The 1,984-nt window shown below is 59.9% G+C and carries 2 protein-coding genes; both read left to right on the top strand.

The features are described from left to right. The coding region (locus WA989_RS09925) for an acyl-CoA dehydrogenase family protein (RefSeq protein ID WP_424340341.1) at positions 1-1,085 on the top strand (1,085 nt) is incomplete at its 5' end. Between the two features lie 114 nt (positions 1,086-1,199). Further along, a partial coding sequence (locus WA989_RS09920; protein ID WP_424340340.1) for a pilus assembly protein TadG-related protein occupies positions 1,200-1,984 on the top strand: 785 nt, incomplete at its 3' end.

Below are 1,984 nucleotides of genomic sequence, written 5' to 3'. Positions count from 1 at the left end.
GCTATGCGCTGCCCAAGGAGTTTGGCGGGCAGGACGGCACCAATCTCGGCATGGCGATCATCCGCGAGCATTTCGCCCGCAGGGGGCTCGGCTTGCACAATGATCTGCAGAACGAGCATTCCATCGTCGGCAACTTCCCGCAGATCCTGATGCTGCGTGACTTTGCGCGCGAGGATCAGAAACACCTTGCTGATGCTGCCCTCAAGGGTGAGTTCCGCGCCTGCTTTGGCCTGACCGAACCCGACCACGGCTCTGACGCCACGCATATGGAAACTCGCGCCGTGCGTCATAAGAAAGACGGCAAGGATGGCTGGCTGATCAATGGCGCCAAGATGTGGATCACCGGCATGCATGCTGCCAGCCACATCATGATGTTCTGCCGGACCAGTGGAAATGACGGTGACGCGAAAGGCATCACCTGCCTGATCACGCCTGCCCGGGACCCGGCGATCGAGATTGACGAGTATATGTGGACGTTCAACATGCCGACCGACCATGCGCGCTTCTACATCAAGGATCTCTGGGTGCCAGAAGACGCGGTCTTCGGCCCGCCTGAAGGCGGCCTGGCACTCGCCCAGCATTTTGTCCATGAAAACCGTATCCGCCAGGCCGCAAGCTCTGTCGGCGCGGCGATGTACTGCATCACCGAGGCGATTAACTACGCCAATGAGCGCAAACCTTTCGGCAAGCCGCTGTCGCTAAACCAGGCGATCCAGTTCCCGCTGGTCGAGCTCGCGACGCAGGCCGAGATGCTGCGCCTCCTGATCTTCAAGACGGCCTGGGAAATCGACCAGATGTCAAAGCCGGATGTCGCCATCTATCTCTCCGACAAGGTCTCGATGTGTAATTATTACGCCAACCGGCTCTGCTGCGACGCGGCCGACCGGGCGATGCAGGTACATGGCGGCATGGGCTATTCGCGCCACAAGCCGTTCGAGCACATCTACCGCCACCACCGCCGCTATCGCATCACCGAAGGCTCCGAAGAGATCCAGATGCGCAAGGTCGCCGGCCACCTGTTCGGCTTCATGGGCCCCAACAAGGGCAAGAACCGCAACGAGCCGTTCGACTTTGCGATCCGGTAGGGCGGACCTGACCTCAAACATGTGGTTACTCGCCAGTTAAGCGAAACTGGCACGCTGATTGCACTCCGTTAGCGAAACGGCCGAGGGGCGGCCTGTTCGAGATGGGGATCGATCATGTGGAACATGATTTCTGTTTATAAGTCCGACGAGCGCGGCGTGGCGGCCATACTGTTTGCGATCATGGCCGTAATGGTTTTGGTCATCGTCGGGTTCGCCATAGACCTTCAGCGCGGCGTCTCAACCGACACACGGATGCAAAGCGCGCTCGATGCTGCCGCTCTGGCAGGCGCACGCACGCTGGAGAATGCGTCTGCGACAGACGCTGAAATCATTGCCGTGGCACAGTCCGCATTCGCAGCAAACTTCGCGACGGGTCACAGCGACGTCAACTGCACCGCAGCGAATGTCTCCATCGACCGCGATCAGGGCCGCGTGTTCGTCGATGCGGATTGTTCTTTGCCGACAACGTTTGCGTCGCTCGTCAAGGTCAATCAGATGGACCTCAATGACCGGGCAACCGCCCGGGCGGCCATTACCGAGCTCGATGTTGCGTTCATGCTGGATGTGTCAGGCTCTATGAAAGGCTCCAAGCTCGCCGAGCTCAAGACTGCCGCCAATGATGCCATCGACCTGTTGATCACGCCGCGGTCCGGCGACCGGGTGCGCGTTGCCTTCAATACCTATTCGACATCGGTCAATGCCGGCGCCTATGGCGACCAGGTTGTGGACCTTCCGGCGGGCAAGAAGAAAAAGAAGAAGTTATGCGTCTCCGAGCGCAAGGGCGCCTGGGCCTGGAAGGACGACAAGCCGGGCAAGAATAAATGGCTCGGCACGGAAGCGACATCCTGCCCGAAATCATCGGTCGAGCCGCTCACCTCAGACGCGGCCAAGCTCAAGGC

Source organism: Henriciella sp. (assembly GCF_049649345.1).
In the GTDB taxonomy this organism is placed as follows: domain Bacteria; phylum Pseudomonadota; class Alphaproteobacteria; order Caulobacterales; family Hyphomonadaceae; genus Henriciella.
Note: the sequence above shows the minus strand (reverse complement) of the source record. Positions and strands in the feature narration are given on the sequence as shown.